The 26649-nt window shown below is 74.2% G+C and carries 29 protein-coding genes; 13 read left to right on the top strand and 16 right to left on the bottom strand.

The window, feature by feature from the left end:
- Positions 1-8 precede the first annotated feature (8 nt).
- The 5 genes from purL to purM all read left to right on the top strand — a co-directional run bounded on the left by purL (position 9) and on the right by purM (position 7691).
- Positions 9-2318, top strand: coding sequence for a phosphoribosylformylglycinamidine synthase subunit PurL (gene purL / locus I4I82_RS12895; RefSeq protein WP_226370022.1), 2310 nt, complete (start codon positions 9-11; stop codon positions 2316-2318).
- Positions 2315-2665, top strand: coding sequence for a sterol carrier family protein (locus I4I82_RS12890; RefSeq protein ID WP_218591686.1), 351 nt, complete (start codon positions 2315-2317; stop codon positions 2663-2665). The genes purL and I4I82_RS12890 overlap by 4 nt, the downstream gene beginning before the upstream one ends.
- Positions 2666-2796: 131 nt before the next feature.
- Positions 2797-4986 carry a putative bifunctional diguanylate cyclase/phosphodiesterase gene (locus I4I82_RS12885; protein ID WP_218591687.1) on the top strand — a complete coding sequence of 730 codons (2190 nt, stop codon included), beginning with the start codon at positions 2797-2799 and terminating at the stop codon, positions 4984-4986.
- A gap of 28 nt (positions 4987-5014) precedes the next feature.
- The gene (purF, locus tag I4I82_RS12880) at positions 5015-6553 is read left to right on the top strand and encodes an amidophosphoribosyltransferase (RefSeq protein WP_218595757.1); all 1539 of its coding nucleotides are present in this window, start codon (positions 5015-5017) and stop codon (positions 6551-6553) included.
- A gap of 64 nt (positions 6554-6617) precedes the next feature.
- Complete coding sequence (purM, locus tag I4I82_RS12875) at positions 6618-7691, top strand: phosphoribosylformylglycinamidine cyclo-ligase (RefSeq protein WP_218595756.1); 1074 nt, start codon at positions 6618-6620, stop codon at positions 7689-7691.
- Here the strand turns inward: purM and I4I82_RS12870 are convergent.
- The 6 genes from I4I82_RS12870 to I4I82_RS12845 form a co-directional block, all read right to left on the bottom strand.
- Positions 7660-8034 (bottom strand): GntR family transcriptional regulator, encoded by a 375-nt coding sequence (locus tag I4I82_RS12870; RefSeq protein ID WP_218595755.1) that lies wholly within the window; start codon positions 8032-8034, stop codon positions 7660-7662. The two genes, purM and I4I82_RS12870, sit on opposite strands and share 32 nt — an antisense overlap.
- Positions 8028-8978 (bottom strand): SdpI family protein, encoded by a 951-nt coding sequence (locus I4I82_RS12865; RefSeq protein WP_218595754.1) that lies wholly within the window; start codon positions 8976-8978, stop codon positions 8028-8030. Before I4I82_RS12865 ends, I4I82_RS12870 begins: the two co-directional genes overlap by 7 nt.
- 85 nt (positions 8979-9063) lie before the next feature.
- A complete protein-coding gene (locus tag I4I82_RS12860; RefSeq protein WP_172155302.1) occupies positions 9064-9261 on the bottom strand; it encodes a DUF3073 domain-containing protein in 198 nt (65 codons plus the stop codon).
- A 62-nt stretch (positions 9262-9323) separates the two neighbouring features.
- Positions 9324-10571, bottom strand: coding sequence for an MFS transporter (locus tag I4I82_RS12855; RefSeq protein WP_226370021.1), 1248 nt, complete (start codon positions 10569-10571; stop codon positions 9324-9326).
- A 146-nt stretch (positions 10572-10717) separates the two neighbouring features.
- Positions 10718-11800: a CAF17-like 4Fe-4S cluster assembly/insertion protein YgfZ gene (gene ygfZ / locus I4I82_RS12850; protein WP_218594201.1), complete on the bottom strand. Its 1083-nt coding sequence runs from the start codon at positions 11798-11800 to the stop codon at positions 10718-10720.
- Entirely contained in the window at positions 11797-12174 is a 378-nt protein-coding gene (locus I4I82_RS12845; protein ID WP_218594204.1) for a Fur family transcriptional regulator, read from the bottom strand. Before I4I82_RS12845 ends, ygfZ begins: the two co-directional genes overlap by 4 nt.
- A 275-nt stretch (positions 12175-12449) precedes the next feature.
- Here I4I82_RS12845 and I4I82_RS12840 point away from each other — a divergent pair, with 275 nt between their 5' ends.
- Positions 12450-14225 carry a DivIVA domain-containing protein gene (locus tag I4I82_RS12840; RefSeq protein ID WP_218595753.1) on the top strand — a complete coding sequence of 592 codons (1776 nt, stop codon included), beginning with the start codon at positions 12450-12452 and terminating at the stop codon, positions 14223-14225.
- Between the two features lie 45 nt (positions 14226-14270).
- A complete protein-coding gene (locus I4I82_RS12835) occupies positions 14271-15125 on the top strand; it encodes a hypothetical protein (protein WP_218591899.1) in 855 nt (284 codons plus the stop codon).
- A 28-nt stretch (positions 15126-15153) separates the two neighbouring features.
- Here the strand turns inward: I4I82_RS12835 and I4I82_RS12830 are convergent, their stop codons facing one another.
- From I4I82_RS12830 to I4I82_RS12805, 8 genes are all read right to left on the bottom strand, one after another.
- Positions 15154-15759, bottom strand: coding sequence for a heme-binding beta-barrel domain-containing protein (locus I4I82_RS12830; RefSeq protein ID WP_218591902.1), 606 nt, complete (start codon positions 15757-15759; stop codon positions 15154-15156).
- A gap of 17 nt (positions 15760-15776) precedes the next feature.
- Positions 15777-15905 carry a hypothetical protein gene (locus I4I82_RS34440; protein ID WP_267460585.1) on the bottom strand — a complete coding sequence of 43 codons (129 nt, stop codon included), beginning with the start codon at positions 15903-15905 and terminating at the stop codon, positions 15777-15779.
- 113 nt (positions 15906-16018) lie between these two features.
- On the bottom strand, positions 16019-16318 hold the full coding sequence (locus I4I82_RS12825; RefSeq protein WP_218591898.1) for a DUF1416 domain-containing protein: 300 nt from the start codon (positions 16316-16318) through the stop codon (positions 16019-16021).
- Positions 16318-17163, bottom strand: coding sequence for a sulfurtransferase (locus tag I4I82_RS12820; RefSeq protein ID WP_218591897.1), 846 nt, complete (start codon positions 17161-17163; stop codon positions 16318-16320). The genes I4I82_RS12825 and I4I82_RS12820 overlap by 1 nt, the downstream gene beginning before the upstream one ends.
- Entirely contained in the window at positions 17160-17609 is a 450-nt protein-coding gene (locus tag I4I82_RS12815) for a DUF4395 domain-containing protein (protein WP_218591896.1), read from the bottom strand. Before I4I82_RS12815 ends, I4I82_RS12820 begins: the two co-directional genes overlap by 4 nt.
- Positions 17610-17649: 40 nt before the next feature.
- Positions 17650-17724, bottom strand: coding sequence for a putative leader peptide (locus I4I82_RS34955; RefSeq protein WP_372451465.1), 75 nt, complete (start codon positions 17722-17724; stop codon positions 17650-17652).
- 67 nt (positions 17725-17791) lie between these two features.
- Positions 17792-18247, bottom strand: coding sequence for a thioredoxin family protein (locus I4I82_RS12810; protein WP_218591895.1), 456 nt, complete (start codon positions 18245-18247; stop codon positions 17792-17794).
- A 51-nt stretch (positions 18248-18298) separates the two neighbouring features.
- A complete protein-coding gene (locus tag I4I82_RS12805) occupies positions 18299-19114 on the bottom strand; it encodes an LmeA family phospholipid-binding protein (protein ID WP_218591894.1) in 816 nt (271 codons plus the stop codon).
- A gap of 202 nt (positions 19115-19316) precedes the next feature.
- Here I4I82_RS12805 and I4I82_RS12800 point away from each other — a divergent pair, with 202 nt between their 5' ends.
- The 6 genes from I4I82_RS12800 to pstB all read left to right on the top strand — a co-directional run bounded on the left by I4I82_RS12800 (position 19317) and on the right by pstB (position 25271).
- Positions 19317-20060: a winged helix-turn-helix transcriptional regulator gene (locus tag I4I82_RS12800; RefSeq protein ID WP_218591893.1), complete on the top strand. Its 744-nt coding sequence runs from the start codon at positions 19317-19319 to the stop codon at positions 20058-20060.
- Positions 20061-20070: 10 nt separating this feature from the next.
- The gene (mshD, locus tag I4I82_RS12795; RefSeq protein WP_226370020.1) at positions 20071-20958 is read left to right on the top strand and encodes a mycothiol synthase; all 888 of its coding nucleotides are present in this window, start codon (positions 20071-20073) and stop codon (positions 20956-20958) included.
- A 244-nt stretch (positions 20959-21202) separates the two neighbouring features.
- On the top strand, positions 21203-22309 hold the full coding sequence (gene pstS / locus I4I82_RS12790) for a phosphate ABC transporter substrate-binding protein PstS (protein WP_372451464.1): 1107 nt from the start codon (positions 21203-21205) through the stop codon (positions 22307-22309).
- A gap of 124 nt (positions 22310-22433) precedes the next feature.
- On the top strand, positions 22434-23393 hold the full coding sequence (gene pstC / locus I4I82_RS12785) for a phosphate ABC transporter permease subunit PstC (RefSeq protein WP_218591891.1): 960 nt from the start codon (positions 22434-22436) through the stop codon (positions 23391-23393).
- Complete coding sequence (gene pstA / locus I4I82_RS12780; protein WP_218591890.1) at positions 23393-24481, top strand: phosphate ABC transporter permease PstA; 1089 nt, start codon at positions 23393-23395, stop codon at positions 24479-24481. The genes pstC and pstA overlap by 1 nt, the downstream gene beginning before the upstream one ends.
- 10 nt (positions 24482-24491) lie before the next feature.
- A complete protein-coding gene (gene pstB / locus I4I82_RS12775) occupies positions 24492-25271 on the top strand; it encodes a phosphate ABC transporter ATP-binding protein PstB (RefSeq protein WP_218591889.1) in 780 nt (259 codons plus the stop codon).
- A gap of 42 nt (positions 25272-25313) precedes the next feature.
- Here the strand turns inward: pstB and phoU (I4I82_RS12770) are convergent, their stop codons facing one another.
- Both phoU (I4I82_RS12770) and phoU (I4I82_RS12765) read right to left on the bottom strand, forming a co-directional pair.
- Positions 25314-25973 (bottom strand): phosphate signaling complex protein PhoU, encoded by a 660-nt coding sequence (phoU, locus tag I4I82_RS12770; protein ID WP_226370019.1) that lies wholly within the window; start codon positions 25971-25973, stop codon positions 25314-25316.
- A 6-nt stretch (positions 25974-25979) separates the two neighbouring features.
- Positions 25980-26636 (bottom strand): phosphate signaling complex protein PhoU, encoded by a 657-nt coding sequence (phoU, locus tag I4I82_RS12765; RefSeq protein WP_218591888.1) that lies wholly within the window; start codon positions 26634-26636, stop codon positions 25980-25982.
- Between the last annotated feature and the right edge of the window lie 13 nt (positions 26637-26649).

Below are 26649 nucleotides of genomic sequence, written 5' to 3'. Positions count from 1 at the left end.
CAGGAGTCGTGGTCGCCTCCCCTCCCGTGCCCGCCGTCGACACCGTCGCCCGGGCCGCCGCATCGCCGGACCAGCCGCAGCCCTACCGCGAGCTCGGCCTGAAGGACGACGAGTACGCGCGCATCCGCTCCATCCTCGGCCGCCGTCCGACCGACGCCGAGCTGGCGATGTACTCGGTCATGTGGAGCGAGCACTGCTCCTACAAGTCGTCCAAGGTGCACCTCGCCTACTTCGGCGAGCGCACGACGCCGGAGATGAAGAGCAAGATGCTGGCCGGGATCGGCGAGAACGCCGGCGTGGTCGACATTGGTGACGGGTGGGCCGTCACGTTCAAGGTCGAGTCGCACAACCACCCGTCCTACGTGGAGCCCTTCCAGGGCGCCGCCACCGGCGTCGGCGGGATCGTCCGCGACATCATGGCGATGGGCGCCCGCCCGATCGCGGTGGCCGACCCCCTGCGCTTCGGCCCGGCCGACGCCCCCGACACCGCGCGCGTGCTGCCCGGCGTCGTCGCGGGCGTGGGCACCTACGGCAACTCCCTGGGCCTGCCCAACATCGGCGGCGAGGTCGTCTTCGACGCGGGCTACGCGGGCAACCCGTTGGTCAACGCGCTGTGCGTGGGCGCGATGCGCACCGAGGACCTGCACCTGGCGTTCGCGTCGGGCACCGGCAACAAGATCGTCCTGTTCGGTGCGCGCACCGGGCTCGACGGTATCGGCGGCGTCTCGGTGCTGGCCAGCGAGACGTTCGGCGAGGCCGGCGACACCCCCGGGGCGAGCCGCAAGAAGCTCCCCAGCGTCCAGGTGGGCGACCCGTTCACCGAGAAGGTGCTCATCGAGTGCTGCCTGGAGCTGTTCCACGCCGGGCTGGTCGTCGGCATCCAGGACCTCGGCGGCGCCGGCCTGTCCTGCGCCACGAGCGAGCTCGCCAGCGCCGGTGACGGCGGCATGCACATCGACCTCGACGCCGTGCACCTGCGCGCCACCGGCATGACGCCCGCGGAGATCCTGTCCAGCGAGTCGCAGGAGCGCATGTGCGCCGTCGTGCGGCCGGAGGACGTCGACGCGTTCCTCGACGTCTGCCGCAAGTGGGACGTGCTCGCCGGCGTCATCGGCGAGGTCGTCGACGGCGGCCGGCTCGTCATCACCTGGCAGGGCGAGACCGTCGTCGACGTGCCGCCGCGCACCGTCGCCCACGACGGCCCGGTCTACCGGCGCCCGGTGCAGCGCGGAGCGGGGCAGGACGCGCTCGTCGCCGACATCCCCGACCGCCTGCCCCGCCCGGCGGGCCCGCTGGAGCTGCGCGCGGAGATCCTGCGGATGGCCGCGAGCCCGAACCTGTGCAGCCGGGCCTGGGTCACCGACCAGTACGACCGCTACGTCCGGGGCAACACCGCGAGCGCTCAGCCGGCCGACGCCGGTGTCGTGCGCGTCGACGAGGTCACCGGCCGCGGCATCGCCGTGGCCACCGACTGCAACGCCCGCTTCGTGGCGCTCGACCCCTACACCGGCGCGCAGCTCGCGCTGGCCGAGGCCTACCGCAACGTCGCCACCTCCGGCGCGGTGCCGCTGGCCGTCAGCGACTGCCTCAACTTCGGCTCGCCCGAGGACCCGCACGTCATGTGGCAGTTCCAGCAGGCCGTCCGCGGCATCGCCGACGGCTGCGCGCTGCTCGGCGTCCCGGTCACCGGCGGCAACGTGAGCTTCTACAACCAGACCGGCGACCGCGCGATCCTGCCGACGCCGGTGGTCGGCGTGCTCGGCGTCATCGACGACGTGGCGGGCCGCGTGCCGTCCGGTTTCACCCGCGACGGCGACGCCGTCGTGCTGCTGGGCGACACCCGCGACGAGCTCGGCGGCAGCGAGTGGGCCCACGTGGTGCACGGGCACCTCGGCGGCCGCCCGCCCGCGGTCGACCTGGCCGCGGAGTTCCGCCTCGCGGGCCTGCTGGCCTCCTCGGCCGCGCGCGGCCTGCTCACCGGCTCCCACGACCTGTCCGACGGAGGCCTCGCGCAGGCTCTCGTCGAGGCCTGCCTGGTCGGCGGCCGGGGCGCGCGCGTCTCGCTGCCCCTGGCCGATGCATTCGTGTCGCTGTTCGCCGAGTCGGCGGGCCGGGTGCTGGTCACCGTGGCCCCCGACGACCTCGAGGAGCTGCTGGGCGCGGCCGCCACCGCCAACGTGCCGGCGCAGATGCTCGGCACGACCGGCGGCTCCGCGCTGGCCGTGGGCGCGCTGGAGCCGCTGCCGCTCGCCGAGCTGCGCACCGCGTGGGAGGGCACGCTACCGGCCCTGTTCGACGTGCCCGCCGCGAGCGCATGACCGACGCCGGCGGCGGGCTCGCCGAGGTGCTCGCCTGGCTCGACGGCGGCCCGGCGCCGGAGCGCCCCGTCCTGCGCGCCGCGGTCAAGGAGAGCCTCGCCGCCCTCGCCGTCGCGGCGCCCGGCCGCAGCGTCGAGGTGCGCGTTCCGCCGTTCGGCGCGGTGCAGTGCATCCCGGGCCCGCGGCACACCCGGGGCACTCCGCCGAACGTGGTGGAGGCGGATCCGCGGACCTGGTTGGCGCTGGCGACGGGCCGCGTGAGCTGGGACGATGCCCTGGCGGACGGCTCGGTGCGGGCGTCGGGCGCGCGGGCGGGCGACGTCCGCGGGCTGCTCCCGCTGGGCTGAACGGCCCACAACTGATTGTCAGGCAAACTGATGGACCAGGACCACACGTACTGGCGCAAGTACTGAACGATACGGAGAATCACGCCGTCCGGGGGTTCCGCCCCGACCATACGGGTGAAGGAGGTGTCGGGATGGCAGCACCGCGCAGCGTGCCCGACTCCCCGCGCGCCCGGACGGCGGCAGCCGGTATGCCGGTCCACGCAGCGGGCCCTCCGCCCACGCTGCACCGCCTGGCGGCCCGCTGGGCCGAGCTGGCCCCCGCCGCCGACACCGGCCTCACCGCGCGGCTCGCCACCCTGCTGCGCCGCCTCGCCACCACCCTGGCGGCCGAGCCCTACTGGCCGATGGCCGCCCGCGACATCGGCGCCGACCTGCTCGCCAGCGGGCTGTGCGGCCTCCCGGGCGACGTCGTCGACGCCGCGGAGGAGGTGCTGCCCGCCACGCTGCGCCTGCTCCGCGAGCAGGGCCCGTTCGTGCTGGGTCCCGGCGGCGCCGACGCGGGGGAGCGGCTCGTCGCCGCCCTCGACGAGCTCGTCACCGGCTTCACCGGCGCGCTGCGCGACCGGGCCGTGGCCGAGCAGGTCGAGGTGGTCACCACCACGCTGCGCGCCCAGGCCGGGGTGCAGCGCGCGCTCGCGCTGACCGAGAGCCACTACCGCGCGGTCTACGCCGAGGGCGCGGTCGGCATCGGCGTCGTCGGCCTCGACGGGCTCGTGCTGGAGATGAACCCCGCGCTGCGCGAGATGTTCGGGTTGCGCGGCCCGCTCGACCAGCCGCGCCCGGTCACCGACTTCGTGCACCCCGACGACCTCGCCGGCGTCGTCGGCGGTTTCCGGCGCCTGGTCCACGGCACGGCCGACGTCCGGCGGATGGAGCTGCGCTTCGTCCGTCCCGACGGGCTCGTCCTGTTCACCGACGTGGTGGCGTCGCTGGTCCGCGACGCGTCCGGCGCCGCGACGCACCTGCTGGCGGTCATCGAGGACCAGTCCGAGCGCACCCGGCTGCGGCTGCGGCTGCAGCGCGCCTCCTACCACGACCGCCTCACGCAGCTGCCCAACCGCGCGCTGTCCGAGCAGTGGGTGCACCGCGCGTTCGAGCCGGGCGGGCCCGAGTGGGTCGGGATCTGCGCGCTCGACGTCGACGGGCTCACCCGCGTCAACGACGGGCTGGGGCACCAGGTCGGCGACCAGGTCCTGCTCGCCGTCGCGGCCCGGCTGCAGATGGCCGCGGGGGAGCACCTCGTCACGCGCACCGGCGGCGACGAGTTCGCCGTCCTCGTCGCCGACCCCGAGGGGCTGCCCGCGGTCTGCCGGATCGCCGACCACGTCCTGGAGGCGTTCGCCACGCCGTTCCTCGTCGGCGGCCACACCCTCACCGTCACCGCCAGCGTCGGGGTCGCCGCCTCGGCCACCGCCGGCGCCTGCCCGGAGGAGCTGATCCGGGCCGCCGACGTCGCGCTGAACTGGGCGAAGTCGCGCGGCGGCGGGCGCCGGGTGCTGTTCGACCCCGAGCGCGACGCGGGCGAGTCGGCCCGCTTCGCCCTGCTCAACGGCATGACCGGGTCGATCGACCGCGAGGAGTTCCGGCTCGTCTACCAGCCGCTGGTGGGCCTGGGAGCCGACCCGCGGATGCGCGGGGTCGAGGCGCTCGTGCGCTGGGACCACCCCGTCCAGGGGCTGCTCGGGCCGGGCGCGTTCATCGAGCTCGCCGAGCGCAGCGGGATGATCGTGCCGCTGGGCCGCTGGATCCTGCGCACCGCGTGCGCGCAGGCGGCGGCCTGGCACCGCGAGCTGGGCGACGACGCGCCCTACGTCAGCGTCAACGTCTCCCCGGTGCAGCTCGTCGAGCCCGACTGGGTCGGCGAGGTCGCCGCCGCGCTCGCCGCCACCGGCCTGCCGGCGCGCCTGCTGCAGCTCGAGATCACCGAGCAGGCCGTGCTGGGCGACGAGGGCGCCGTGCTGGAAGCGCTGCGCGCGCTGCGCGCCGCGGGCGTCCGGCTCGCCCTGGACGACTTCGGCACCGGCTGGTCGAGCCTGGCCTGGCTGCGCCGCCTCCCGGTGCACGCCCTGAAGATCGACGGCTCGTTCATCGACGGCCTGCGCCACCCCGACGCCGACCCCGTCGACTCGGCCATCGTCGGCTCGCTGATCGGGATGGCTCACGCCCTGGGCCTGGAGGTCACGGCCGAATGGGTGGAGACCGACCTCCAGTCGGAGCGGCTCGCGGGCCTCGGCTGCGACGTCGGGCAGGGACGGTGGTTCGGTGACGCCGGTCCCGCGGAGTGGGTTCCGGACATCCTGCGGCGTAGCATCGCGACCTGAACGGCCGTCCACGACAGGGGAGCGAGCGTTGGGTCCCGACACCCGAACCGAGTCCGACCCGACCGACGACGAACCCCGTGAGGAGTGCGGTGTCTTCGGCGCCTGGGCGCCCGGCGAGGACGTCGCCAAGCTCGCCTACTACGGCCTCTACGCGCTGCAGCACCGCGGCCAGGAGGCCGCCGGCATCGCCGTGTCCGACGGCCGCCGCATGGTGGTGTTCAAGGACCTCGGCCTGGTCAGTCAGGTGTTCGACGAGCAGACGCTGAGCTCGCTCAAGGGCCACATCGCCATCGGGCACTGCCGCTACTCCACCACCGGGTCCACCACCTGGGAGAACGCGCAGCCCACGTTCCGCACCACGGCCACCGGCAGCGGCATCGCGCTGGGCCACAACGGCAACCTCGTCAACACCGCCGAGTTGCGCGACGAGGTCGCCGCCCTCGTCGACGAGCCGGCGTCGGGCCGGTCGCACATCCGGTCGAGCACCGACTCCGACCTCGTCACCGAGCTGATGGCCGCCACGGCCGCCGACATCGGCGTCGAGGAAGCCGCGATGCGGCTGCTCCCGCGCCTGCGCGGGGCGTTCTCCCTGGTCTTCGGCGACGAGCAGACGCTCTACGCCGCCCGCGACCGCCACGGCGTCCGCCCGCTGGTGCTGGGCCGCCTGGAGCGCGGCTGGGTCGTCGCGAGCGAGACGGCGGCGCTCGACATCGTCGGCGCGTCGATGGTCCGCGAGGTCGAGCCCGGCGAGCTGCTCGCGATCGACGCCGACGGCATGCGCAGCTCGCGCTTCGCCGCCCCCGAGCCCAAGGGCTGCGTCTTCGAGTACGTCTACCTGGCCCGCCCGGACACCACGATCTCCGGCCGCTCCGTGCACTCCACGCGCGTCGACATCGGCAAGCGCCTGGCCCACGAGCACCCCGTCGACGCCGACCTGGTGATCCCGACGCCGGAGTCCGGCACGCCGGCCGCCATCGGCTACGCCCAGCAGTCCGGCATCCCCTACGGCCAGGGCCTGGTCAAGAACGCCTACGTCGGGCGCACGTTCATCCAGCCGAGCCAGACGATCCGCCAGCTCGGGATCCGGCTCAAGCTCAACCCGCTGCGCGAGGTCATCCGCGGCAAGCGGCTCGTCGTCGTCGACGACTCCATCGTGCGCGGCAACACCCAGCGCGCGCTCGTGCGGATGCTGCGCGAGGCCGGGGCGCTGGAGGTGCACGTGCGCATCGCGTCGCCGCCGGTGCGCTGGCCCTGCTTCTACGGCATCGACTTCGCCACCCGCGCCGAGCTCGTGGCCAGCGGCATCGACACCGAGGGCGTCCGCCGTTCCATCGGCGCCGACAGCCTGGGCTACGTCTCGCTGGAGGGACTGATCGCGGCCAGCGAGCAGCCCCGCAGCCGCCTGTGCTCGGCCTGCTTCGACGGCGAGTACCCCATCCCGCTGCCCGAGGAGGCGCGGCTGGGCAAGCACCTGCTCGAGCCCGTCCCGGTGGACGTCTCGGGGGCCGCCTCGGGCGATCCCGGGCCGGTCGCCGTCGGCCCGGGTGCCGCGCTCGACCGTCCCTGAGCTCCCCCGACCCGCACGGCGCACCCCTGCGCGCCGCCCGCCCGCCCGAGAGCGAGATACGAGCATGCCGACCGACCTGCCCGGAGCCAGCTACGCCGCCGCGGGTGTGGACATCGAGGCGGGGGAGCGCGCCGTCGACGCGCTGCGCCCCTACGCGGAGAAGGCCAACCGCCCCGAGGTGCTGGGCGGCATCGGCGGCTTCGCGGGCCTGTTCGCGCTGAAGATCGGCAAGTACACCGAGCCGGTGCTCGCGGCGTCCACCGACGGCGTCGGCACGAAGGTCGCGATCGCGCAGGCGATGGACAAGCACGACACCATCGGGCTCGACCTCGTCGCGATGGTCGTCGACGACCTCGTCGTCTGCGGTGCGGAGCCGCTGTTCCTGCAGGACTACATCGCCGTCGGCAAGCTGGTGCCCGAGCAGGTCGCGGCCGTCGTCAAGGGGATCGCGGAGGGCTGCCAGCAGGCCGGCTGCGCGCTGCTCGGCGGCGAGACCGCGGAGCACCCCGGGCTGATGGAGGTCGGCGGGTACGACATCTCCGGCACCGGCGTCGGGATCGTGGAGGCCGACGCGATGCTGCGGCCCGACCGCGTCCGCCCCGGCGACGTCCTGGTGGGGCTGGGGGCCTCGGGCCTGCACTCCAACGGCTACTCGCTGGCGCGGCACGTGCTGCTCGACATCGCGCGGATGTCGCTGGAGGGCCACGTCGAGGAGTTCGGCCACACCCTCGGCGAGGAGCTGCTCGTCCCGACCCGCATCTACGCGCGCGACTGCCTCGCCCTGGCCGCCGAGACCGGCGTGCGCACGTTCGCCCACATCACCGGCGGCGGCCTGGGGCGCAACGTCGAGCGGATCCTGCCCGACGGCCTCAGCGCCGTCGTCGAGCGCAACACCTGGACCCCGGACCCGATCTTCAACCTCATCGCCTCGCGCGGCCGCGTCGAGCGCGCCGAGATGGAGAAGACGTTCAACATGGGTGTCGGCATGGTGGCCGTGCTGCCCGCCGACGACGTCGACCGCGCGCTCGCCGTGCTCACCGCCCGGCACGTGCCGGCGTGGGTGCTCGGCGGCGTGTCGCGCACGGCCGACGCCGACGCCCCGCGCGTCACGCTCCGGGGCGACCACCCGCGGTTCTGAGCCCGCGCACCAGCTCCACCAGCTCCTCCTCGCCGAGGTCGATCCGGCGGGCGGCCTCCACGAGCTGCCGGGCCAGGTCGACGACGCCGGCGCGGCCGTCGTCGGCGCCCGCCCGCACGGTGGCGCCCCGCCCGCGGCGCAGCTCGATCAGCCCGTCGTCGCGGAGCTGCTGGTAGCCGGCGAGCACGGTGTGGATGCTGACGTCGAGCGAGGCCGCGAGTTCGCGGGCGGGCGGCAGCCGCTCGCCCGCCGCGACCTCGCCTGCGCCGATGGCCCGCCGGACGGCGGCGGCGATCTGCTCATGCAGCGGGACGGGGCGGGCGGGGTCGACGCGGATCAGCATGCCGCGATGCCGTTCAGCAGGCCGGCGGCGGTCTCCGGGTCGTCGACGGTGACGGCGAAGCGCCGCCCTGACCGGCGCACCACGACGAGCGCGGGCCCCGAGCGCAGGACGACCCCGCTGCCGCCGGGGACGACCCGGTAGCCCCAGCCGCCGAACTCGGCCGCCGAGACGTCGTCGGTCATGGCCGACCTGATGTCGGACAGCGGCACGACGATCCGCGGCCACCCGACGGGACCCAGGCCGACGCGCAGCCCGCGCCGGTCGACGGTGACGCGCACGGCGCTCGTCGCCGCGACCAGCAGACCGCCGACCCCGAGGGCGACGACGGCGACCAGCGGGGCCCCGAGCGAACCCAGCGCGGCGGCGCCCAGGAGGAGCACCCCGCCGAGCACGACCAGGGGCTGGGACACGACGGTCCGCGACCAGCTCACCCGCTCGGTGTCCCCGACCTCGACAGCGGCCGCCGCGGCGGGTGCGGCCGCGCCGGTGGTCGGGCTCGCCGGGGTCAGGCGGTGGACGAGCCACCCCACGGCCGCCCCCGCTCCGAGCCCGGCCGCGAGCCACCCGGGGGACAGCACCGCGTCGGTGGCGTCGGCCAGGTCGAGGTTGGCGGAGGCGGCGCCGTAGGTGATCACACCGACGAGCACCGCGACGCTCCACGACAGGCCGACGAGGAGGCGCCCGCCGTCGTACCGACCGGTGACCGACCGCCTGCCGCGCGCCGATCCGGCGAGCACGCCGAACAGCACGGTGAGGAACAGCGCCAACCCGATCTGCACGCCGAGGAGCGCCGCGCGTCCGGTGTACCCGTCGGCGGTGCCGCCCAGCGCGAAGTGGCTCGCGACCGGATCGGGCAACCGGTCGGCGGCCAGTACCAGGAGTACGCACGCCGGCAGCTGGGCCGGCAGGTGCGGAACGGCGGCGAGAACGCGGGAACGGGACACCTCAACCTCCTACTTGTTATGTATCAAACATAACAAGTAGCCGGCCTGACCCGCTACCGCGTTCGTCGTGCTGCGTGGAACCCGGTCAACGTCGGTAGTCGTCGTCCCTGTCGGACTCGGGGGCGTAGGGGTCGTACTCGTCCTCCGCCTCCGTGTCGTGGAGCACCGTCCCACCGCCGACGCCGATCTCGCGCTGCAACGCGTCGAGATCCATGGTGGGGGAGCTGTACTTGAGTTCCCGGGCCACCTTCGTCTGCTTGGCCTTGGCTCGTCCGCGCCCCATGGCTGGTCCCCCTTACAACAGGGAAGGGGCGGCCGGATGTCTCGGCGGCCCCATTCATGTCATCAGTGTCCTGTCACCACCGTACCGTGCCGACGGCCGGACGTGCGACGTGGCACCGACGGTGTCACGTCGTCTGCGTCACCCGGCTCCCGGAGGCCCCGCAGGGTCAGGAGTGCTAGTGCGGCGGCGACCGTGCCGAGGGCGAGCATCGCGGGCCACCCGGCGGCCTGCGCGACGAGCCCGCCCACCACCGGGGTCGCGGCGGCGGCCATGTAGTTGGCGGTGTTGGACACGGCCATCGCGGTGGCGGCCCGCCCGGGCGGGGCGAGCTCGCCCGCGGCGGTGAACACCAACCCGTTCCAGCTGATCGCCAGCGCGGCGGCGGGCACGAGGACCACGGCGAGCAGGACGACCGGGCCCGGCTGGAGCAGTGCGGCGCCGCCGAAGCCGACGGCGACGAGCGCGGCGACGATCCGCAGCGGTCGCAGCCTGCTGCCCGCGCGGTCGGACCAGAACCCGTTGCCCAGGCGCCCGGCGGCGCCCAGGACCTGCGTGAGCGCCAGGAGGGCCCCGGCGGCGGCCAGCGGCATCCCGCTGCCGGTGTGCAGGACCTCGACGAGGAAGACCGAGCCCAGGAACTGCGGGACGACCAGCAGCAGCCCGGCCGCGCTCAGGCGCTGCAGTCGTCGGTCGGTCAGGACGTCGAGCATGCGGCCCGCGGGACGCGATCCCCGCGGCGGGGCGTCCGGGGGCTCGCGGACGAACGCGGCCACGGTCCCGGCCGCGACGAGGCAGACCGCGGCGAGCACGAGGAACACCGCCGGCACCCCGCCGGCCGTCGCCACGGCGGGCAGCGCGACCGCGGCCAGTGCGGCCCCGACCGGCACCGACGTCTGCCGCACGGCCATCGCGAGGCCCCGGCTCCGCGCGGGGAACCACGTCATCACCGCGCGCCCGCTGGCGGCGTTGACCGACGCCCCCGAGGCTCCGGCCAGCATGAGGAGCCCACCGGCGGCGAGGGGGTGCGGCACCAGTGCCGCGGTGGACAGCGCGGCGGCCGAGCCGACGAGCCCGGTCGCCATGACCCCGCGCTCGCCGAACCGGTCGGCGGCCGCGCCCCACGGGATGAGCGTCGGCACGAGCCCGATCGAGATCGCGCCGATCATGAGGCCGACGCCGGCGAGGTCGAGGTCGAAGTGCGCCCGCAGTGCCGGCGTGACGGCGGCGAGCCCGAGGAAGTAGGCCGCGGTGGCGGCCTGGGCGGCGCTGCCGACGGCGAGCACCACCCAGCGGTAACGGGGTGCGTCCACCCGGCGGACGCTACGCCGGGTTCTCGCGATGCGGGAGCAGTGTCCCATCACTCGGGATCAGCTCACGCGCCCGGAGTTGCAGGAAGGCCACCTCGTGGACGCTTGTCGTCCTGAAGGTGGCCTTCCTGCAACTCGAGGGGCGGGGGTCAGCCCCGCAGGCCGCCCTGGGCCGCGCGTCCGGGCGGCGGCGCGGCGTCCTCGGCCGGCACCGAGTCGGGGTCGACCCGGGCCGGAGAGGCGCGCTCGTCGATCCCGGCGACGAGGTCGGCGTCGAGCGGCACCGAGCGCTTGACCAGCGCGAGCGCCACCGAACCGAGCTCGTGGTGCTGCACGACCGTGCCCACGCGGCCGACCGTGCGGCCCCCGAGGGTGACGGGCTCGCCGGGCACGGGCAGGTGCTCGTCGCCCGCGTCGAGGTGCAGCAGGACCAGGCGGCGGGGCGGACGCCCGAGGTTGGCGACGCGCGCGACCGTCTCCTGGCCGCGGTAGCAGCCCTTCGTCAGGTGGACCGCGTCGCCGATCCAGCCGACCTCGTGCGGGATCGTGCGCTCGTCGGTGTCCAGGCCCAGCCGCGGCCGCCCGGACTCCACGCGCAGCGCCTCGAAGGCCATCGTCCCGGCCTCACGCGCTCCCGCGCCGGTGAGCCGCTGCCACCACACGTCCTGCTCGGCGCGGGGGACCAGCAGATCGGCCGCGTCGACGCCGGGCCACGGCATCCGCCGCACCACGCCGCCGCCGGGCAGGGCGAGCGCGCCGTGCGGCCGATCGGGGACCGGGACGCCCGCCGTCGTGAGGACGTCGGCGGTGTCGGGTCCGACCACGCTGAGCACCGCGAGCTCCGCGGTGGCGTCGCGCGGCTCGACCTTGGACCAGAACACCATCTTGGTCAGGTAGTCCAGCAGCGGCGGGACGTCGCCGGGCTCGGTGTCGAGGTAGACCGTGTCGGCGGTGTGCGCGACGACCATGTGGTGCAGGACGCGGCCGTTGAGGTCGAGGATCAGCGTCTCGGTGCCGGTGTCCGCGGGCAGCTCGCTGACGTGCTGGGTGAGCAGCAGGTGCAGCCAGCTCAGGCGGTCCTCGCCCGTCACGGCGATGACCCCGCGGTGGCTGCGGTCGACCACCGCGGCGCCGCGGGCCATCCGGCGCTGCTCGGCGAGCGGGTCGCCGCGGTGCGGAGGCACGGGGGAGTCGCGGTCGGGGGCGTCGGGCGTCAGCTGGGTGTCGGTCACGCGCCCGCCTCCTGGGTGCAGTCGCGGCAGCGGCCGGACAGCGCGACGTGGGTGACGTCGAGCTCGAACCCGACCGACCCGCGCAGGCGGGAGGACAGCTCGTTCATCAGATCGGTGGGAGTCTCGGTGACGGCCCCGCACTCGTGGCAGACGAGGTGCACGTGCTGGTGCTCGGCCTCGGAGTAGTTCGGGGCGCCGTGACCCAGGTGCGTGTGCCGCACCAGCCCGAGTTTCTCCAGCAGGTCCAGCGTGCGGTAGATCGTCGTGATGTTGACGGCGGGCGCGACGGCCTGCACCTGCGCACAGATGCGCTCCGGTGTCGCGTGACCGAGGTCGCGCACGGCGTCGAGCACGAGCTGCCGCTGGGGGGTCATCCGGAAGCCGCGCTGGTGCAGCGTGCGCTTCAGGTCCTCCGGTCCGTCGGCGTCGTCGCGCCGCTCACCTGCGGTGTCGAGCCGGGTCGAGGTGTCCACCCGACCGATGGTAGGCCGCCGCGCCGGGTGCCCGTCGGGCGCTTCGTCCGGAACCGCGGCTGCCGGGCGACGGCCCTCTCGCTATGCTGCGAAAGGGTGAACGGCCGGGATCGGGCGAAACGACCCCCCTACCCTCGTCGGAATGCACGGTGACGGCACGCACGGGAGGGCTAGCGATGACGAGTGACGCGGGGGTGCCCGGCGCGCCACGCTTCGACGTCGTGCTGCGCGGCTACGACCGGCGCCAGGTCGATGAGCACGTCGACCGGCTGCAACGGGTGCTCGCCCGGATGCGCGCCGATCTCGACGTCGCGCGCAGCCAGCCGATGCCCGTCGTCTCGTCCAGCCAGCCGATGCGCCCCCGACCGACCCCGCGCCCGCGGCCCGGTGGCCCGGCGGGCGACCCGGACACCATCGGCACCTTCACCGACCGCATGGAGAGCATCCTCGCGGCCGCCGAGGAGGAGGCCGCGGAGATCCGGCGCAACGCCCACCGCGCCGCCCGCGCCGAGACCGAGGGCGTGCGCGCCCAGGTGGCCGACCTGATGCGCCAGCGCGACGCCGTGCTGGCCGAGCTCACGCGGATGCGCTCGCAGCTCGAGGGCATGCTGGCCGCCCCGACCGCGCAGATGCCCGCGCACGAGTCGGCGAACCGCCCGGTCACCGCCCGCCGCGACGACGTCCGGCAGGGCCGTCCCGAGCCCGGCCCCCGTCCCGCCGGTGCGCCGCCCCGGCCCGCGCCCGGTGCGGGCGAGGGCGCCGCGCGCCGCGCGCCCGGTCCGCAGCCCACCCCCGCCGCCGGTGCCTCGCCGGTGCCGTCGGGATCCGCCCGCCCTGCGGGTCCGTCGCCGGACAAGGCGGGGCAGGGTGCGTCCCCGACCGGCAGCGCGCCGGGCTCCGGGCCGGCCACCACCGCGCTGCCGGGCTCCGGCTCGGCCACCACCGCGCTGCCGGGCTCCGGCTCGGCCACCACCGCGCTGCCCTCGGGCGCGGCGGCCCCCGCCGACCGTCGCGGTGGCGGTGGGTCCGCCGAGCCGTCCCGGCCCTCGCCGACGCCGGGTCGCGGCACGCCGTCGCCGCTGCGGGCCACGGGCTCGACCGCCGGTGCGCCGCCCGCGCCCACGTCCGGCGCGAGCGCGTCCACCCCGGCCTCCGGCCCCAACGGGTCGTCGGCGGGTGAGCCGCGCGACGGCTCCGCCCGCACATCCGGCAGCTCCGCGCCGTCGTCGGCGCCCTCGGGGTCCGGAACGTCCGGCTCCGCCGAGCCCCGCAGCGAGCGGTCCGACGCGGAGCGTCCGGCCGACCGCGGCGCGGGCACCCCCGCCGGGGCCGCAGTGTCCCGCGGGTCGCAGCCGTCCCAGCAGCAGCAGCAGACCGAGGCCGCCCGTCCCGGCGCCGCTGCCGGTGCGCAGAACGGCCGCCCGCAGAACGGGCAGGCGCCGAGCAGCCAGAACGGCCAGCCCTCGCAGGGCTCCGACCAGTCCTCCAACGGCCGGCCGCAGGCCGCCCGTGCTCAGTCGGGTGACCCTCGTCCGGGTGGTTCTCCGGCCGCATCCCCGGCGTCCGACGCCGCCGCCACCGCGGAAAAGGCACCCGCCGCCCGGCCGGAGCGCGAGGCGGGCAAGGCCGCCCACCGCCTGCCGACCGGCGCCTATCCGGCCGTGGGCGACAGCGGCACGTCGATGCGCCCGCGCAGCGAGCCCGACCCCGAACCGGCGGACCTGTTCCGCCCGGCACCCCGTGCGAGCACGGCGGATGCGCAGCCGGCGGGCGAGCGCACGTCGGTCGTCCGGCGTCCGGAGCAGGCCGCAGGTGCCGATCCGGCCGCGGCCGGCGCGGTCCGCCCCGACGAGCCGACGGTCCTCTCGCCGGCGCCCGGCAGTGGTCGCACCGAGCGGTCCGACAGCCGGACGAGCACCTCTCGGCCCAGTTCGTCGTCACGCTCCGCGTGAGGTTGGTTGCACATCGTCACGCCGGACGGCGTACGGTCCGCAACCATGCAGCTGGCTCTGACGCCTGAGGTGCTGGTCCCGGTCGGTGCCGGGGCCCTGCTCCTCGTCATCGCCCTCGTGGCCGTCCTCCTTGTCGCACGACGGCGCCGGCGCGCCCGCGCCCTCGCCGCGACGGTCGTCGACACCGGGGCTGTCGACCCCGAAGCGGTCGGGACTGCGGCGGTCGGGACTGCGGCGGTCGGCACTGCGGCGGTCGACACTGCGGCGGGCGGCCCCGCACAGGTCGACACGGATCCGGCCGCCGACGAGGCCGACCCCGACCGGGGCACCGGGCACGACGGCGCCTGGTCCGACCCCACCGAGCGCGTCGGCTCCGGCCGCACGGTCGCCGCGGCCGTCGCGCAGGCGCTCGCCGCGCGCGAGGCGCACGCCCGTGCGGGTGGCTCCGCGCCGTCCGAGCCGTCCACCGGGACCACGACGCCCACACCGGAGCCCGCTTCCCGCAACGGCACCGCGGTGAACGGCGCCGCGCGCCCAGCGCCCGATGCCGCCGCGTCGGTCACCCCGGACCACGGGGTCCGCGCCGACGGGCCCGCCCGGCCCCCGGAGACCGTCACGCCCGACATCGCCCCCAGCGCCCGCGGCGACGCCCGCGACCGCCTGCTCGCGGTCCTGCTGGACGATCCGGTGCGCGCGGTCGGCGCCACCGTGGAGCTCGACGCCTGCCGCCGCCAGCTCGCCCGGCTCACCGACTCCGTCCGCCACGAGCGCGAGGCGCTGCGGTCGGTGCTCGCCCGGCTCGCCGAGACCGGTCTGGGTCACGACCAGCTCGCGCGCCTGTCCGGGCTGTCCGACGCCGAGCTGCGCGACCTGCTGCCCGACCGCGTCGGCGTGGGCTGAGGCCCGGAGCCGTCGCGGACCGGGCCCGTCAGCCCGCGATGCGGCTCAGGCGCGCCGAGAGGTGCGGCTGCATCGGCTGGCCCATCATCGCGCGCTCGTCGACGTAGGCGAGGTCGCCGCCCTCCACCAGCCCGTAGAGCCGGTGGGAGGCCTGCACGTCCTGCGCGGTCGGGGTGCGCACCACCGCGTCGGTCTCGATCTCCCACGAGCGCAGGTCGAGCGCGCGGCCGTAGAAGACCTCGACGATCCCGGTGGCGTGGGTGAGGAGCACCTCGAGCTCCCCGCCCTCCTGCGGGCGCCAGAAGCCCGACTCGCGGGCGGCGGGGCGGATGACCTTGCCGTCGTCGTCGAGCAGCCAGGCGCGCGCCTCGTAGGACAGGAACGGGCGCCCGTCGTGGGCGAACACGAGCTGCTGGCCGTAGGCGAAGGGGCCGTCGATCGTCGGGTAGACGACCTCGCCCGCCCCGCGCCACACGCCGATCAGCGGCAGCAGGCCCAGGCACTGCTGGTGCAGGTCGGGGCCCTCGCGCAGGTTGGCCGTGTCGTCGGGGACCGGGAGGTCCTCGAAGCGCGGCCGGTTGCGTCGCGGCGAGTCGGGGGCGGCGTTGGCCGGGCCGGTGATGGTGCCCGGGATCTCGCCGTCTGGCCCGCTCACGACGCGGGCTCCGCGACGGACCCGGGCGTCGGCTCGGTGGTGAACAGCCGTCGGAGCAGGTAGCCGGTGTAGGCCACCGTGCCGCCGCTGGCCGCGATCAGCAGGCCGGTGAAGAACCAGTGCACGGGGAGCCATCCTAGTGGCACCACCGACCCCATGTTGCAGGAAAGCCACGTTCACGCAACCTCGTTGCGTGAACGTGGCTTTCCTGCAAGTGGGATGGGTGGAGCGACGGCCGTCAGGCCACCGCCACCAGCGTCTGGTGCAGGCCGGGGGCGTCGGCCTCCAGCACGGCCTCCCCGTTGCCGCTGCGGCTCAGCGCGCGCAGCGTCCAGGTGCCGGGGGCGGCGAAGAAGCGGAAGTCGCCGCTCGCGCTGGCCACGACCTCGGCCGTGAACTCGCCGGTGCCGTCGAGCAGCCGGACGAAGGCGCCGCCGACGGGCTCGCCGCCCGCGACGACGCGCCCGGCGAGGACGGTCTCCTTGCTGAGGTCGGTGCCCGCAGGCAGCGACACGGACTGGTCAGGAGCGCCGCACATCAGCCCTTGCTCCCCGCGCCGAGCTCGATCGGCACGCCGATGAGCGAGCCGTACTCGGTCCAGCTGCCGTCGTAGTTCTTGACGTCGCCGTGGCCGAGCAGCTCGTGCAGCACGACCCAGGTGTGCGAGCTGCGCTCGCCGATGCGGCAGTAGGCGATGGTCGGGCGCGAGCCGTCGAAGCCCTCGTCGCCGTAGAGCTTGGCGAGGTCCTCGTCGGACTTGAACGTGCCGTCCTCGTTGGCCGCCTTGCTCCACGGGATGTTGATGGCGCCGGGGATGTGGCCGGGGCGCTGGCTCTGCTCCTGCGGCAGGTGCGCCGGCGCGAGGATCTTGCCGGAGAACTCGTCGGGCGAGCGGACGTCGACCAGGTTCTGGCTGCCGATGGCCTCGACGACCTCGTCGCGGAAGGCGCGGATCGACGTGTCGGCCGGCTTCGCGGTGTAGGTCGTGGGGGTGCGGTCGGTGGCGTCGGTGGTGAGCGGGCGCCCGTCGAGCTCCCACTTCTTGCGGCCGCCGTCGAGCAGCTTGACGTCGGCGTGCCCGTACAGCTTGAACTGCCAGTACGCGTAGGCGGCGAACCAGTTGTTGTTGCCGCCGTAGAGGACCACGGTGTCGTCGTTGGAGACGCCCTTGGCCGAGAGCAGGGCGCCGAACTGGTCGGCGTCGACGATGTCGCGGCGCACGGAGTCCTGGAGCTCCGTGGTCCAGTTGATCTTCACGGCGCCGGCCAGGTGGCCGCCGTCGTAGGCGGCGGTGTCCTCGTCGACCTCGAGGAACACGATGCCGTCGGTGCCGATGTTCTTCTCGGCCCAATCGGCGGTGACGAGGACGTCCTCGCGGCTCATGCTGTGGCTCCCTGCTGGTTGCGGTGCGTGCGGAATCGGTGGAGGAGGGCGTACATCTCGCAGCCCAGGCAGAAGCCGAAGGCCGCGTTGAGGAAGGCGGCGACGAGTGCGATCGCCGTGGCGACGACGCCGAGCACGGAGAGCCCGGTGAGGTAGCCGACCGTGCCGACCAGGGCGAACACGAACCCGATGAGCTGCGAGAACCGGACGGGGGCGGCGTCCTCGCGCTCGGTGGGCGGGCTCAGCCGCGGCGCGACGAGCGTGCGGAACAGCAGCGGGTACGGCGCGAAGCGCGGCCCGGCGAACGCGGCGAGCGCGAACACCACGGCCTGCGCGGCGAGCAGCCACCCGCTGCCGGTGAGCAGCACGATCGCGAGCACGACGGTGGACAGCGCCGCGGCGAAGCGGACGCCGCGCGGATCGAGCGGGGGGTCCGATGCGGACATGGGGGTGCTCCTGAGACGAGCGGATGAGGGGCGCAGATGCTCAGGAGGCGTGACACAGGCAGCTGCCGACGCGGCACAGGTCCACTGCGCGGCGACGGGTCAACGGCCAGAACACGGTGCGAGCCTAACCCAGTGTCCCGACCTGCGGGAGCGTGATCCCGCACTGCGGGCGGCCGGGTGCGTCACCGTGCGTCCAGGACCGGGGCGAGCGCGGCCTCGAGCTCGGCCGCGCGCGGCAGGCCGGAGACCCGGACGAACTCCGCGCCGGACCGGTCGAAGGCGACGACGGTGGGCGTGCGCAGCACCCCGAGGGCGCGCGCGACCTCCGGCCGCTCGGCCACGTCCACCTCGGTGTGCGCGACGCCCGGCTGCCGGGCGCGCAGGTCGTCGATCAGCTCCGCGGTGCGCCGGCACGGCGTGCAGACCGGGGAGGAGAGCTGCAGCAGCAGGACGCGGTCGCCGTCGGAGGGCGCGGTGCCGGCCAGGGCCCAGCCGCCGGTGGCGGCGTCAGCGCTCGCGGTGGCCCCGCCGCGGTCGCCCGTCGTGCGCACGCGCCCGTCGCGGCGGCGCAGCACCAGGCCGACGGCTGTCGCGATCGCCAGGGCGGCGACCAGCACCGTCACGCCGAGGGGGTCCACGTGCGCGCCAACGCCGACCGGTCCCGCTTTAGTCCGCGGAGGTCGCGGGCGTCACCCGGTGGTGGTGGCCGCGGCCCCGAGCAGGAGGTCGGTCGTGCTGCCGCTGATCTCCAGGACGCCGTCGACGGCCTTGAGCTCGGTCGGGGTGACCTGCAGCGGCAGGGAGCCCGGGTCGACCTCGACGGTGAAGCGGTCGGCCAGGGAGGCCTGCGCCGACTCCGGCAGCGGCGCGGCGTCGGGACCGCCGATGCGGACGTCGCGCGGGACGATGCGCACGAGCCCGTCGGTGAGGTCGAGGGCGACGATCGCGGAGACCTCGGTGTCCTCGCCGAGCACTGCGGTGGTGCCGACGAGCCGGGCGACGGTGTCGGGGTCGACGTCGGCGAGCGACGGGTCCGCGCCGTCCTCGACGGCCGCCTCGAGCGCGTCGGCGTCGAGGGACTCGATGCGCAGCTTGTCGACGCTGCCCAGCAGCCGCTCGATGTCATCGGCGCCGACCCGGACGGTGCCGTCGGCCTCCGCGACGCGCAGCGACTTCGGGCCGGACCCGAGCACCTCCGACAGCGGGGCGTCGACGTCGCGGAGCTGCGCGACGATCTCGACCTCCTGCAGGTCGCCGACCTGCAGGCGGTCGGCGGTGACGTCGATGCTGGAGTAGCGCCCGGCCAGGGCCTGTGTGACGAACGGGAAGCCGTTGATGCGGACATCGGGGTCGTCGGGCAGGCCGATCTGCTCGCGCATCTGCCGGGAGACGGCCGACTCGGCGAGCGCGGCGGCACCGAAGTCGAGCCCCACGAGCACCCCGACGAGCACCACCAGTCCGACGATCAGGCGCTTCATCCGACCTCCGACGACGACTGCGGTCACCCGGGAGACCGTAGAGCGGTGCGGGTCCCCGGCCACCTCCGGGTCGTGACCTGTGCCGCGGTACTAGGGCACCGGGTCGGTCGCGGGCTATTCTTCGTCGATCCGCGCGGGTCTCGTCCCGATCACGCGGATGTGAACACGGTGCGTCAACGTCGCCCGCCGTTTCTCCAGAGGGGGCGCACGCCCCGATGAGGAGGAACAGATGGAGCTCCTGCTGCTGACGGCCGATCCGGACCCGGGTTCGGTCCTGCCGGCGCTCACGCTCCTGCCGCACGGCGTGCGCACCGCCGCGCCCGAGGTGGCGGCGCTGCTCGACGCCGGGCCGCACGACGCGGTCCTCGTCGACGCCCGCACCGACCTGGTCGCCGCGCGCAGCCTGTGCCGCCTGCTGGGCAGCACGGGCACCGACGTGCCGGTCGTCGCGATCCTCACCGAGGGCGGCCTGGTGGCCGTGTCCGGCGAGTGGGTCGTCGACGAGATCCTGCTCCCCGGAGCCGGTCCCGCCGAGGTCGACGCCCGGCTGCGCCTGCTCAAGGCCCGCCCCGGCGCCGACAGCGGCGGCGGCAGCGGTGCACTGGTGCTCGGCGAGCTGGTGATCGACGAGGCCACCTACGCCGCGCGCCTGCGCGGGCGGCTCCTGGAGCTCACCTACAAGGAGTTCGAGCTGCTCAAGTACCTCGCGCAGCACGCGGGCCGGGTGTTCACCCGCGCGCAGCTGCTGCAGGAGGTCTGGGGCTACGACTTCTTCGGCGGCACCCGCACCGTCGACGTCCACGTGCGGCGCCTGCGCGCCAAGCTCGGCACCGAGCACGAGCAGATGATCGGCACCGTCCGCAACGTCGGCTACAAGTTCGTGCGTCCGGGCCGCGGTGCGCTCGGCGCGCCCGCGCTGGAGGCCGACGACGAGGACGCCGACGCCGACGAGCGGCTGAGCTTCCGCGCGTAGGCTCGATCATGTGACCGAACTGCAGTGGCGCGCCGGGCTCGACGACGACGGCGTTTCGGTGGTCCGCGCCCTGGCCTCGGCCGCTGCGGCCGCCGACGGCAGCACCCCGCTCTCCGACGAGGTGCTGCTGCAGCTGCGCAGTCCTGGCGTCGCCCACCTGCTGGCCCTCGACGGCGACGACCTCGTCGGCTTCGCGCACCTCGACCCCGCGGGCGGCGGCGAGCTCGTCGTGCACCCGCGCCACCGCCGGGCCGGGCTCGGCCGTCGCCTCCTGCACTCGCTCGTGGAGCGCGCCGGTGACGGGGAGTTGCGGGTTTGGGCCCACGGCGAGCACCCGGGGGCCGTCGCGCTGGCCGCGGAGGCCGGCCTGGTGCGCGTGCGCGAGCTCTGGCAGATGCACCTGGACATGCCCGACGCGCCCGACGCCGTCGCGCTCCCCGCGGGCGTCGCGCTGCGCCCGTTCGTCGTCGGTTCCGACGAGGAGGCGTTCCTGCGCGTCAACAACGCCGCGTTCGACTGGCACCCCGAGCAGGGCGGCTGGGGGCTCGAGCAGATCGCCGAGCGCGAGGCCGAGCCGTGGTTCGACGCGAAGGGCTTCCTGCTCGCCGTCGACCCCTCCGACCAGCTGCTCGGCTACCACTGGACCAAGGTCCACACCGAGCCCGAGCACATCGGTGAGGTCTACGTGCTCGGCGTCGACCCCTCGGCGCAGGGCACCGGTCTGGGCGCGGCGCTGACGATCGCGGGGTTGCGGCACCTGCACGCGCGGGGCCTGCGACAGGTGCTGCTCTACGTCGAGTCCGACAACGGCGCGGCGGTGCGGGTGTACCGGAAGCTCGGTTTCACGGTGCGCCACAACGACGTCCTGTTCGTTCGGAACGCCCCGCCCGCCGCCTGACCGCCATCTGGGGTTCACCCGTTCGCCATGCGGTGCGGGCAACAATATCCGCAGGTCACGGGGCGATCACGACTCACTACAACGGGTGGGATGCCTCACGTTCAGTGGTGTGTTCATTCCACGTTCATCTGAACGGGGGAGTTCGTCCACCGTCGCTACCTACCGTCTCGGGACGAGCGGCCACCCCGAGCCGCATCGACCCCCTTCCGGGAACCGACGACGGAGGAACCTCGACGTGAAGATCGTGCGGCACAGTGCCCGTGCCCGAATTGCCGCAGTGGGCCTGGCCACCAGTGGCGCCCTGCTGCTCGCGGGCTGCGGCGCGGCCAACGAGTCCGCCGCACCCGCCGGTGGCGGAGGCTCCGAGCTCTCCGGCTCCATCGCCGGCGCCGGCGCCAGTTCGCAGGCCGCCGCCATGCAGGCCTGGGTGGCGGGCTTCAACTCGACGAACCCGGGAGTCCAGGTCAACTACGACCCGGTGGGCTCCGGCGGCGGCCGGGAGCAGTTCATCGCCGGTGGCACCGCCTTCGGCGGCAGCGACGCCTACCTCGACGAGGAGGAGCTGCCGGCCGCGGTCGAGCGGTGCGGTGGCAACGTCCTGGAGCTGCCGGCCTACATCTCGCCGATCGCGATCGCGTTCAACCTCGAGGGTGTCGACACCCTCAACCTGTCCCCCGCCGTCATCGCCGGGATCTTCGCGAAGCAGATCACCAACTGGAACGACCCGGCGATCGCCGCGGACAACGCCGGCGCGACGCTGCCGGACCTGCCGATCACCGTCGTGCACCGCTCCGACGAGTCGGGCACCACCGAGAACTTCCAGGAGTACCTGGCCGCGGTGGCCCCCGACGTATGGACCTACGAGGTCAGCGGTGACTGGCCGACCGAGGTGCAGGGCGAGGCCGCCCCGCAGACCGCGGGTGTGGTGCAGGCCATCGGAGCCGGCAACGGCACCATCGGCTACGCCGACGCCAGTCAGGTCGGCGACCTCGGCGTCGCAGCGGTCGGCGTCGGCGGCGAGTTCGTCGAGTACTCCCCGGAGGCGGCCGCGGAGGTCGTCGCCGCCTCGCAGCAGGTGGAGGGCGACCGGCCCGCGGGCAGCTTCGCGATCGACATCGACCGGCAGAACGCGCCCGCCGGCACCTACCCGATCGTGCTCGTCTCCTACGAGCTCGCCTGCGGAACCTACCCGAACCAGGAGACCGCCGACCTGGTGAAGGCGTTCTTCAGCTACGTCGTCTCCGAGGAGGGCCAGCAGGCCGCCGCGGACAACGCAGGCTCGGCGCCGATCTCCGACGCGCAGCGCACGGAGTTCCAGGCCGCGATCGACTCGATCACCGCCAGCGCCTGAGTGTGAGAGTTCACTAGCCGCTGAGCCCGGGAGGCCGTCACCATGGTGTCGTGCCCCCCGGGCTCGTCCCTGACCGGCGCGCCGTCGCGCGCCTCGTGATCCCATCCCTCGGAAAGGGACGACGTTGAGCACCACCATCGAGCCGGAGACGCCCACCCCGACCCCGTCGTCGCGGCCTGTCCGGCGTCCCGGTGACCAGATCTTCGCCGGGCTCGCCACCGGCGCGGGGGTCCTGATCCTCCTCGTGCTGGCCGGGGTCGCGGCCTTCCTGCTGGTGGAGGGGGTGCCGGCGATCCTCGCCTCGCCGGAGGAGGTGGGCAACGAGCGCGCGTTCGTCGGGTTCGTCTGGCCCCTGCTGTTCGGCACCCTGCTCTCCGCGACGATCGCACTGGTGGTGGCGACACCGTTCGCCGTCGCGGTCGCGCTGTTCATCAGCCACTACGCGCCGCCGCGGTTCGCCCAGGGGCTCGGGTACCTGATGGACCTGCTCGCCGCGATCCCCAGCCTGGTCTACGGGCTGTGGGGGGTCACCGTGCTCGCTCCGGCCACCGTCCCCACGGCTCAGTGGCTCGCCGACAACCTGGGCTGGATCCCGCTGTTCGCCGGGCCGGCCTCCACCACCGGCCGGACGATGCTGGTCGCGGGCCTCGTGCTGGCCGTGATGATCCTGCCGATCATCAGCGCGGTCAGCCGTGAGGTGTTCCTGCAGACCCCGCGCCTGCACCAGGAGGCCGCGCTCGCGCTGGGTGCCACCCGCTGGGAGATGATCAAGATGGCGGTCCTGCCGTTCGGCCGGTCCGGGATCATCAGCGGTGCGATGCTCGGACTCGGCCGGGCGCTCGGTGAGACGATCGCGGTCGCGCTGATCATCTCCGGGCTGGGTATCGTCAGCTTCAACATCATCGGCAGTCAGAACGCCCTGACGATCGCGGCGAACATCGCGCTGGACTTCCCCGAGTCGAGCGGTCTCGCGGTGAACGCGCTGATCGCGACGGGCCTCGTGCTGTTCGTGGTGACGTTCCTGGTCAACGCGTTCGCCCGGTACATCATCAACCGCCGCAGCGAGTTCTCGGGAGCGAACTGATGACCACCTCGACGACCAAGACCTCGGGGTCGCAGTCGACGCTCCAGGCCCCGCAGGGTCCCTCCCCGAGGGCCACCGGCTCGCTGCCGCCCCGGGCGCAGTGGATCGTGCTCGGGGTCGTGGTCGCCGTCGCGATCCTGCTCCGCCTGACCTTCGGGACCAATCTGGCGCTGCTCGCCGTCGGCGCGGCCGTCGCCAACGTCGTGGTGATCCACCTCTGGGCCCGCGTGGTGGAGGGCTCGCGCGCCGCCGCCGACCGGACGGTCACCGCGGTCGTCGGCAGCGCCTTCGCGATCGCGATGGTCCCGCTGGCGTCCCTGCTGTTCACCGTGGTGACGCTGGGCACCAACCGGTTCGACGTGCAGTTCTTCACCAACTCGATGCTCGGCGTCGTCGGTGAGGGCGGTGGCGCCTACCACGCGATCATGGGCACCCTCATCGTCACCGGCCTGGCCGCGCTCATCTCGGTGCCGATCGGCGTCATGACCGCGGTCTACCTCGTCGAGTACGGGAAGGGCCGCCTGGCGCGGTCGATCACGTTCTTCGTCGACGTCATGACCGGCATCCCCTCGATCGTCGCGGGGCTGTTCGCGGTGGCGCTGTTCCAGCTCTTCTTCGGCCCGGGCATCCGCCTCGGGATCATGGGCGCGGTCGCGCTGAGCGTGCTGATGATCCCGGTCGTCGTCCGCTCGGTGGAGGAGATGCTCAAGATCGTGCCGAACGAGCTGCGCGAGGCCTCCTACGCGCTCGGGGTCTCGAAGTGGCGCACGATCGTCAAGGTCGTGCTGCGCACGTCCGTCGCCGGCATCGCCACCGGTATCACCCTGGCGATCGCCCGGGTGATCGGGGAGACGGCCCCGCTGCTGATCACGCTCGGCGCCACCACCGGGGTGAACCTCAACCCGTTCGACGGGCGGATGGCCTCGCTGCCGGTGTTCTCCTACTACTCCTACACCCAGCCCGGGGTGCCTCCGCAGCCCGGTCTGGACCGGGCCTGGGCCGCGGCCTTCGTCCTGATGCTGATCGTGATGGTGCTGAGCCTGCTCGCGCGCCTGATCTCCCGCCTGTTCTCGCCCAAGATCCGATAGGAAACCCCACGTGGCCAAGAGCATCGAGGTCCGTGACCTCAACATCTACTACGGCTCCTTCCTCGCGGTCGAGGGCGTCACCATGTCCATCCGGCCGGCCCAGGTCACCGCGTTGATCGGGCCGTCGGGCTGCGGGAAGTCGACCTTCCTGCGCTCGGTCAACCGGATGCACGAGGTGATCCCCGGCGCCTACGTCAAGGGCTCGCTCGAGCTCGACGGCAACGACCTCTACGGCTCGGGCTACGACCCGGTGACCGTCCGCCGCCAGGTCGGCATGGTGTTCCAGCGGCCCAACCCGTTCCCCACGATGTCGATCTACGACAACGTGATCGCCGGGCAGAGGCTCAACAACAAGAAGGCGAGCAAGGCGGTCACCGACGAGCTCGTCGAGCGGTCGCTGCGCGGGGCCAACCTGTGGAACGAGGTCAAGGACCGCCTCGACAAGCCGGGAGCGGGCCTCTCGGGCGGGCAGCAGCAGCGCCTGTGCATCGCCCGCGCGATCGCCGTGCAGCCCGACGTGCTGCTGATGGACGAGCCGTGCTCCGCGCTCGACCCGATCTCCACGCTCGCGATCGAGGACCTCATCAACGAGCTGAAGACGGACTACACGATCGTCATCGTCACGCACAACATGCAGCAGGCCGCCCGGGTCAGCGACTACACCGGGTTCTTCAACATCGAGGGCACCGGCAAGCCCGGCAAGCTCGTGGAGATGGACGAGACCAAGACCATCTTCTCGCAGCCCAAGCAGAAGGCCACCGAGGACTACGTGTCCGGCCGCTTCGGCTGAGCACCCCGCACGCGGCACCGGGAGCCCGGCGCGGTCCGATCCTCAGATCGGTACGGCGTCGGGCTCGTGGCCGGTCACGGCGTAGACGGTCTCGCGCGCCACGGCCACGGCGTGGTCGGCGAAGCGTTCGTAGTAGCGCGCCAGCAGGGTGATGTCGACGGCCGTGGGCACGCCGTGCGGCCAGGCCGGGTCCATCAGCACCTCGAACATCCGCCGGTGCAGCACGTCCATGGCGTCGTCGTCGCGGTCGAGCTCGACCGCGCGGATGACGTTGCGGGTGCGGACGACCTCGGCCGCCTTCACCGCGAGCGCGACGGCGAGCCGGCCCATCTCGGCGAAGTCGTCGCGCACCTCGGAGGGCAGGACCGAGCGGGGGTGCCGCCGCTGCACCGCCTCGGCGACGTGCAGGGCGAGCCGGTTCATCCGGTCGATGTCACCGGCCGAGCGGATCGTGGACACCACGGCGCGCAGGTCGCCCGCCACCGGCTGGTGGAACAGCAGGGCGTCGCGGGCCAGGTCCTCGATCTGCGCGCGCAGCGCCTCCAGCTCCCGCTCGCGCCCGATCACCTGCGCGGCGAGCCGGTCCCGGCCCTCCAGCAGCGCGGCGGTCGCGTTCTGCAACGAGCCCGCCGCGTGCGTGCACATCCGTCCCAGCAGGTTAGTGAGGTCGGTCAACTGCTGAGACAGCGGCGGGGGGACCACGGGAGGTCAGACGGCCAGCGGGCCGGGCATCCGGCCGGTGACCACGTAGACGATGCGGCGGGCGACGGCGACGGCGTGGTCGGCGTAGCGCTCGTAGAAGCGGGCCAGCAGCGTGATGTCGACGGCGGGGCCGACGCCGTGCGTCCAGGCCGGGTCCATCAGCACCGTGAACATGTGGCGGTGCAGGTCGTCCATCGCGTCGTCGTCGCGCTCGAGCTCCTCGGCGCGGGCGAGGTCGCGGGAGCGGATGACGTCGCCGGCCTTGTGCGCCAGCTGGCACCCCACGCGTCCCATCTCGGCGAAGTAGCCGCTCACGTCGGCGGGCAGCACCGGCTCCGGGTGGCGGCGGCGCGCGGCCTGGGCCACGTGCAGTGCGAGGTCGCCCATGCGCTCGATGTCGCCGGCGCCGTGGATGGCGGAGACGACCGTGCGCAGGTCGGTGGCCACCGGGGCCTGCAGCGCGAGCAGCGCGAACGCCTTCTCCTCGGCCGCGGCGCGGAGCTCGTCGATGCGGATGTCGGAGGAGATGACCTCCTCGGCGAGCTGCAGGTCGCTCTCCAGGAGGGCCTTGGTGGCCTTGGCGAGCGCGTCGGCGACCTGGTCGCACATGCCCGCCAGCTCCTCGGCCAGCGTGTCGAGTTGTTCCTGGTAGGCGTCGCGCATGATAGGAGACTAG

This window comes from Pseudonocardia oceani (assembly GCF_019263585.2).
In the GTDB taxonomy this organism is placed as follows: domain Bacteria; phylum Actinomycetota; class Actinomycetes; order Mycobacteriales; family Pseudonocardiaceae; genus Pseudonocardia; species Pseudonocardia oceani.
Note: the sequence above shows the minus strand (reverse complement) of the source record. Positions and strands in the feature narration are given on the sequence as shown.

Bases quoted from the DNA above. Each gene is read 5' to 3' on its own strand.
- purM (WP_218595756.1), top strand. From the start codon at position 6,618: ATGCCGACCGACCTGCCCGGAGCCAGCTACGCCGCCGCGGGTGTGGAC.
- I4I82_RS12885 (WP_218591687.1), top strand. From the start codon at position 2,797: ATGGCAGCACCGCGCAGCGTGCCCGACTCCCCGCGCGCCCGGACGGCG.
- I4I82_RS12825 (WP_218591898.1), bottom strand. From the start codon at position 16,318: ATGTGCGGCGCTCCTGACCAGTCCGTGTCGCTGCCTGCGGGCACCGAC.
- I4I82_RS12840 (WP_218595753.1), top strand. From the start codon at position 12,450: ATGACGAGTGACGCGGGGGTGCCCGGCGCGCCACGCTTCGACGTCGTG.
- I4I82_RS12815 (WP_218591896.1), bottom strand. From the start codon at position 17,609: ATGTCCGCATCGGACCCCCCGCTCGATCCGCGCGGCGTCCGCTTCGCC.
- I4I82_RS12820 (WP_218591897.1), bottom strand. From the start codon at position 17,163: ATGAGCCGCGAGGACGTCCTCGTCACCGCCGATTGGGCCGAGAAGAAC.
- I4I82_RS12860 (WP_172155302.1), bottom strand. From the start codon at position 9,261: ATGGGGCGCGGACGAGCCAAGGCCAAGCAGACGAAGGTGGCCCGGGAA.
- pstA (WP_218591890.1), top strand. From the start codon at position 23,393: ATGACCACCTCGACGACCAAGACCTCGGGGTCGCAGTCGACGCTCCAG.
- I4I82_RS12870 (WP_218595755.1), bottom strand. From the start codon at position 8,034: ATGCTGATCCGCGTCGACCCCGCCCGCCCCGTCCCGCTGCATGAGCAG.
- I4I82_RS12835 (WP_218591899.1), top strand. From the start codon at position 14,271: ATGCAGCTGGCTCTGACGCCTGAGGTGCTGGTCCCGGTCGGTGCCGGG.
- phoU (WP_218591888.1), bottom strand. From the start codon at position 26,636: ATGCGCGACGCCTACCAGGAACAACTCGACACGCTGGCCGAGGAGCTG.
- I4I82_RS12845 (WP_218594204.1), bottom strand. From the start codon at position 12,174: ATGACCCCCCAGCGGCAGCTCGTGCTCGACGCCGTGCGCGACCTCGGT.
- I4I82_RS12800 (WP_218591893.1), top strand. From the start codon at position 19,317: ATGGAGCTCCTGCTGCTGACGGCCGATCCGGACCCGGGTTCGGTCCTG.
- I4I82_RS12890 (WP_218591686.1), top strand. From the start codon at position 2,315: ATGACCGACGCCGGCGGCGGGCTCGCCGAGGTGCTCGCCTGGCTCGAC.